The organism is Candidatus Chordibacter forsetii (assembly GCF_964187505.1).
In the GTDB taxonomy this organism is placed as follows: domain Bacteria; phylum Verrucomicrobiota; class Verrucomicrobiia; order Opitutales; family Seribacteraceae; genus Chordibacter; species Chordibacter forsetii.
The window spans coordinates 1-6,160 of sequence record NZ_CAXLML010000118.1 but is presented as its reverse complement, the minus strand read 5'-3'; the positions used below and the strand labels follow the sequence as shown (position 1 = coordinate 6,160).

Annotated in this window: 6 protein-coding genes; 4 read left to right on the top strand and 2 right to left on the bottom strand. The window is 41.9% G+C overall.

Annotated features, from left to right (window positions below):
• Positions 1-935, bottom strand: a 935-nt coding sequence (gene recA, locus ACKPQ4_RS05455; protein ID WP_407680192.1) for a recombinase RecA, incomplete at its 3' end; no start/stop codon positions are given.
• A gap of 411 nt (positions 936-1,346) precedes the next feature.
• Between recA and ACKPQ4_RS05450 the strand changes: the two genes are divergently transcribed.
• Genes ACKPQ4_RS05450 through ACKPQ4_RS05435 form a run of 4 tightly spaced genes read left to right on the top strand, consistent with a single transcriptional unit; the run spans position 1,347 to position 4,495 of the window.
• Complete coding sequence (locus ACKPQ4_RS05450; protein WP_407680191.1) at positions 1,347-1,985, top strand: HAD family hydrolase; 639 nt, start codon at positions 1,347-1,349, stop codon at positions 1,983-1,985.
• 37 nt (positions 1,986-2,022) lie between these two features.
• Entirely contained in the window at positions 2,023-3,348 is a 1,326-nt protein-coding gene (miaB, locus tag ACKPQ4_RS05445) for a tRNA (N6-isopentenyl adenosine(37)-C2)-methylthiotransferase MiaB (RefSeq protein ID WP_407680190.1), read from the top strand.
• A 13-nt stretch (positions 3,349-3,361) separates the two neighbouring features.
• Positions 3,362-3,901, top strand: a complete 540-nt coding sequence (locus tag ACKPQ4_RS05440) for a hypothetical protein (protein ID WP_407680189.1) — start codon at positions 3,362-3,364, stop codon at positions 3,899-3,901.
• Between the two features lie 18 nt (positions 3,902-3,919).
• Entirely contained in the window at positions 3,920-4,495 is a 576-nt protein-coding gene (locus tag ACKPQ4_RS05435; RefSeq protein WP_407680188.1) for a guanylate kinase, read from the top strand.
• A 23-nt stretch (positions 4,496-4,518) separates the two neighbouring features.
• On the opposite strand, the gene gndA is transcribed toward ACKPQ4_RS05435, so the two are convergent.
• Positions 4,519-6,027, bottom strand: a complete 1,509-nt coding sequence (gndA, locus tag ACKPQ4_RS05430; protein WP_407680187.1) for an NADP-dependent phosphogluconate dehydrogenase — start codon at positions 6,025-6,027, stop codon at positions 4,519-4,521.
• Positions 6,028-6,160: the final 133 nt, after the last annotated feature.

Here is a 6,160-nt window from a genome sequence, read left to right as displayed (position 1 = left end):
GCTGCTTCTCTTCCTTGTCCAACTAAGTTTCCTTCAAACGAAATCCATGCACCTTTTTTTGTTAAAATGTTATGCTCTATTCCTAGATCGATTACTGATCCCGTTTTGGATATTCCCTCGTTGTACATGATATCAAATTCGCAGGCGGTAAATGGAGGTGCTACTTTGTTTTTAACCACTTTTAGTCTGGTTCTTGATCCAGTAACTGTTCCATTGGCTTCTTTAATCTGTCCAATTCTTCGTATGTCCATTCTTACCGAACAGAAAAATTTTAAAGCTCTTCCACCTGGTGTAGTCTCTGGGCTTCCAAACATGACACCAATCTTTTCCCTAATTTGGTTGGTAAAGATGCAAACACAATTTGATTTTGAAATTGCTGCGGTTAACCTTCTCATCGCTTGGCTCATCATACGGGCCTGTAAGCCAACCGTAGTATCTCCCATTTGGCCATCAAGTTCCTGCCTTGAAACTAGTGCAGCAACAGAGTCCAACACGATCACATCTATTGCACCAGAGCGTATTAATGTTTCAGTAATATTTAGTGCGTCTTCTCCACTTTCTGGTTGTGATACCATGAGGTTGTCTAAGTCTACCCCAACAACTTTTGCGTATTTGGGGTCAAGTGCGTGTTCTACATCCACAAATACGGCATTCCCACCTTTTCTTTGAGCTTCAGCAATGACACTAAGGCAGAATGTAGTTTTTCCAGAAGATTCGGGACCGTAAATCTCTAAAATTCTGCCTCGGGGCAATCCCCCAACTCCAAGAGCCAAATCAACAGCTAGAGAACCGGTTGAAATCACAGAGACATTCATTTTGGTAGCATCTCCGAGTTTCATCAATGCACCTTCTCCAAATTTTTTGTTAATACCTTGAAGTGCAAGATCGAGGTCCGACGTTGATTTATTGGAAGATTTTTCAGATGCTTTAGCCATGATAATTTTTAAAGGGATTTGAATAATTTGAGAAGTGTGCCATTGATGGCAAGAAATTTAGATAAGTTGCAATAATGAAACTGTGTCATTAACGAACAGCATTAAAGTAGAACTCTGAACATGGTTCTTGGCGAGAATGTTCTTAATCTTTAAGTAACATCTAATTAACTACTCTTACCAAGCATGTTTACTGAGCTGGTTATGAATATTAATAGAGAGACTAACGTTTTCATTTCGGTGAGCTTTGGTTTTCTTTAAATAATTCTTCCCCAATATCTATGTTTTCTGGAATGAGCCTCTCATGGTTACTTTTAAACTACGACCAAGGAAAGAATTAACTGTAGCAAATTTGATTTACCTAGGGATAGAATTTAATTGCAGGTGGTTTTTTGATCATCCTAATCTAGAATAATGATAAAACATGTGATTTGGGACTGGAACGGAACATTGGTAGATGATGTCAATTTGTGCGTTGATATCCTAAACCAGGTTCTTGTGGCTTACATGAAACCAACGATATCAGTTGATCTATACCGAAGAAAGTTTTTTTTCCCAGTTAACAAATTTTATGAATCCATAGAACTCCCAAGTTCTGGTACTGAGTACGAAAAATTGGCCAATGTCTATATCAAGGAATATCGCAATCGGTTCAGTGATTGTATGTTGCATTCCCGAGCACTAGAAACTCTTGAGGTGTTGAATAAACTCTCTATTTCACAAAGCATTCTTTCTGCGGGCGAGCAAAAGGATGTCGAGTCATTTGCTTGCTTTTTTAATGTAAAGCAGTGGGTACAGTGCATTGATGGAGCTAGTAACATAGAAGCAAAAGGAAAGGGAGATCGAGTGGCAGCTCACATTTCAAAGCTTAAACTTGACCCGAAAGATGTACTTTTGATTGGAGATACTTGTCATGATCAAGAAATTGCCAATTTAGCGGGATGCAAAGCAGTGCTTTACAGTCGTGGGCATGTCGATGCCGAAAGGTTGAGGCAATTTAAAGACCCTGTTATTGAGTCTTTGTACGATGTAATTAAGTGGGTTCGCGATTGACCGGTTTTTTCCGCTCTGTAGTTTAGTATTCTTCCTAATGAGCAGGGTCTTTATTAAAACTTATGGGTGTCAAATGAACGAGCGCGACTCGGAGGCTGTTGCCTGCAAATTGCTCGAATATGGCCATGAAATAACGGACGAGGAGGAAAAGGCTGATGTCATTCTTTTAAATACTTGCAGTGTTCGTGAAAAGGCAGAGCAAAAAGCAATAGGTAAGGCTTCACGCCTTCTGAATCGATCCTCAACTAAAAAAAAGCCAGTGGTTGGGGTTATAGGATGTATGGCTCAAAATCGTGGTATGACCTTGCTTGACGAGTTGCCTGGTTTGGGCTTGGTCGTTGGTACCCAAAAATTCCATCGTGTGCCTGAGCTGCTTGAGAGAAAAAGCTCCTCGGGGCCGGTAGTAGAACTCGGTGAAGAAATCGGTTCTCAAAACGAAATTAAGCATCATTTACATAAGGGGGATAGTCCAACTGCTTTTGTATCGATCATGCAGGGCTGTAACATGAATTGTTCATTTTGCATAGTTCCTAAAACTCGAGGGATTGAGAGATACCGATCGATTTCTGAGATTCTGCAAGAAATTGAGGAATTAACCCTTGTCGGGGTTAAAGAAGTCACTCTGCTTGGGCAAATTGTAAATGCCTACGGTCGAGGTCAGTTTGAGCGAGTTGATGGTAAGTCGCCATTTGTACAACTTTTGGAAAAAATTCATGAGCTACCAAAGATTCATCGTATTCGTTTTACTTCTCCGCATCCAATCGCTTTCGGGAACGACTTGATCGATGCGTTCGGTCGATTGCCTAAATTGGGGCAGCACGCTCATTTGCCTATGCAAAGTGGGTCGAATCGTATTCTAGAATCGATGAACCGACCTTATAAAATTGAGAAATTTCTTCACATTGTTGAAAGCCTTCGTGAAAAAGTTCCAGGAATGAGATTGAGTACTGATGTTATTGTGGGTTTTCCTGGAGAAACGCTTGAAGATTTTGAGCTAACTAAGAAAGCCTTTGTTCAGGCCGGATTTGAAATGGGTTTTATTTTCAAATACAGCGACCGTTCGGGTACGCCATCCGTCGAAATGGATGGAAAAGTCGAAGTAGATGAGCTTGAAAGAAGAAATCACGAGCTTCTTGACCTTCTGGAAAAACAGTCTCTTAGCTCCAACAGGCGAATGCTCGAGCAAGCGGTTGAAGTTCTAGTCGAGGGGGAAGCCCGCAAGGGTGGGGGACAGTTAATGGGAAGAACTAGATGTTTTCGGAAAGTAAATTTCGAGGGAGATCCATCTATGATTGGTGAAATTCGTATGATTGAAGTCACCCGGGCAACCCCTTACAGTCTTTTCGGCACTTTAACTAACTGACAAAACTCATACAATGAATCTTTTCCAGGCAAGTCTTATTACTGGCATTTTACTTACACTGGTTGGAGGAATGCTCACACGTCCAAAATCAAATTTCCGATCGGCGTTTCTTCGATTTCCTCGATCCAAGGCTTTTAGTATTTGGTTTATAGGAATTGCGACGACATGGTTTTTATGGAGACATGTGCTGTTTCTAAGCGAAGCTGACTTTGGCAATTACAAGCTGCTGATTGGAGGGGTTGCCATCGGTGTGGCCTTACTGTCTTTTGTTTATGCAGCAGACTTTCTAGCAGTCCGCGGTTGGGCTATGCTGGTGCTTCTTTTTTCTCGAGAGGTCTTGGATGCAGCATTTTTACAAGAAGCTCAAAGTCGGTTAGTTCTAGTTTCAATTGTTTATTTTTTCATTGTTGTTGCCTTGTATTTTGGAGCTTGGCCATACAGGATGCGAGATTTGATTGAATGGTTGAATCGGAAACCAGGTAGAATGGAAGTTCTTGGTTCCGTATTCTTAACTTCCGGATTATTGACTTCGGCCTTATCTTTTATTTACTGAATTTTCCCTTGCCAAAGTATGAGCTTAATTTTGGCAATTTCTGGTCCTGCAGCGGTAGGAAAAACCACCATTTGCGAGCGGTTGATGAAGGATTTTGGCGTTTCACTCAACCGCTTGGTTACGGCTACCACACGATTACCTCGTAAAGGAGAACAAGACGGAGAAGATTATTTCTTTCTGACTCAGTCGGAATTTGACCGTAAACTCTTGGAAGATCACTTTTTGGAACATGAAATCATTCACGGTAATAAATACGGAATCTTAAAACATAGCCTATTAGAAGCTCAAATACAGGGTGTCGATATCTTGTTAAATATCGATGTAAATGGATCGGCAAGTTTGCGCAGATTCTGTAATGAAACTAAGGCTCTTGATGGTTGCTTAAAGACGGTTTTTATTCGCCCCCAATGCATTGGTGAATTGAAATCGCGAATGAATGAACGGGCAAGTGAAAGCGATGAACAAATGCAAATTCGACTAGCCAACGCCCAGGCGGAAATGCAAAGAGAGCATGAATTCGATTTTATCTTGGAATCTGCTGATCGTGAGTCTGATTACCAGCGGGTAAAGGAAATATATCTCAGTTTGAAGTAAGAGCTATTTTGTTACAAACCGATTCATGCCTGCGATTCTGGTCTTTCCGGATGTAGCCAGTCCAAGTGGAAAAAATTCCCCCGAGGTTCGTCCGTTCTCTCATAAGTATGGGCTCCAAAATAATCTCTTTGGGCTTGAAGCAGGTTTTGAGGAAGCCGGGCACTTCGATAAGAGTCGTAATAAGCGAGGGCGGATGAAAAGGTGGGGGTTGGCACACCTCTTAGAGCCCCAGTAGCAATCACCTTTCTCCAGTGGGATTGATCACGATTGATGCAATCAATAAAGTAATCGTCGAGAAGTAAATTTGCTAAGGAAGAATTCTTTTGGTATGCCTCGGTAATCTTCTGTAGAAAAGCCGCCCTGATGATGCAACCACCCCTCCAAATTTCGGCAATCTCACCAAAATTTAAGGACCAATCGTATTCTTTGGCGGCTGCTTGCATAAGTTGGAAGCCTTGTGCGTAGGAGCATATTTTGGAACAATAAAGAGCTCCTCGGATAGCTTCAAGAAAGCTGGATCGATCTAAGGATTGTAGTTCATCTTGTTCGTTTGGCCCGGTTAAGGATTTACTGGCAAACCCTCTTTCTTCCTTGATCGCACTCATGCAGCGGGCAAATACGGCTTCGGCAACGGTAGGTGCAGGAGTTCCCATATCCAAGGCATTTACGGAGGTCCATTTACCGGTGCCTTTTTGCCCTGCTGCATCCAAAACATAATCAACCAGATAACCACCCGTTCTTGGATCTTTTTGCTGCAGAGCATCAGCAGAGATTTCCATTAAAAAGGAATCCAATTCACCCTCGTTCCAAATGGAAAAAGTATCCCCCACCTCCTTTGCTGTCATACCTAGCAAATCAGTCATTAAATGATACGCCTCACATATCATTTGCATATCACCATACTCGATACCGTTATGGACCATTTTGACATAGTGACCAGCACCGTTTTCCCCGATGTATGCTGCACAGGAAACCCCTCCCTCAATGGGGTTGCCTTCAGAGGCACCCTCCAAAGGCTTGCCACTTGTAGCACTCACCTTTGCTGATATAGCTAACCAGACATCTTTTATTTTATCCCATGCATAAGTTGAGCCCCCTGCCATCAGAGACGGTCCAAAGCGGGCACCTTCTTCGCCTCCACTCACGCCAGATCCAACGAAGCATAATTTCTGATTTTTGAGCTCAGCTTCCCGGCGAATGGTATCCGTCCATTTAGCGTTGCCACCATCGATGATGATATCTTGTTCGTCTAAAAGAGGAATCAGAGAATCTATCACTGAGTCTGTGGCATTACCGGCTTGAACCATAATGACGATTCTTCGGGGTCTTTGTATTGAACTAACAAAGTCTAGAAGGTTTTCAAAGCCGAAGAGATTTTCGGAATAACTATTCTTATCTAAAAACTTCTTGGTTTTCGAAAAGGTACGGTTAAATACTGAAGTTTTAAAGCCATGATCGGCAATATTAAGGGCTAAGTTTTGCCCCATAACTGCTAAACCTATTAAACCAAAATCTGTCATATTTTTATTCATTGTGTATAAAAAATAGTCGAATATTATTACCTGTCAGTAAAGAAAGGCTGTTGGGGACTTAAAATGCCCGAGTAATTCTTACAGAGGAGAGGCGTTATTGATAGCTTCCTTGGAATCATCGTCAATTGGGGGG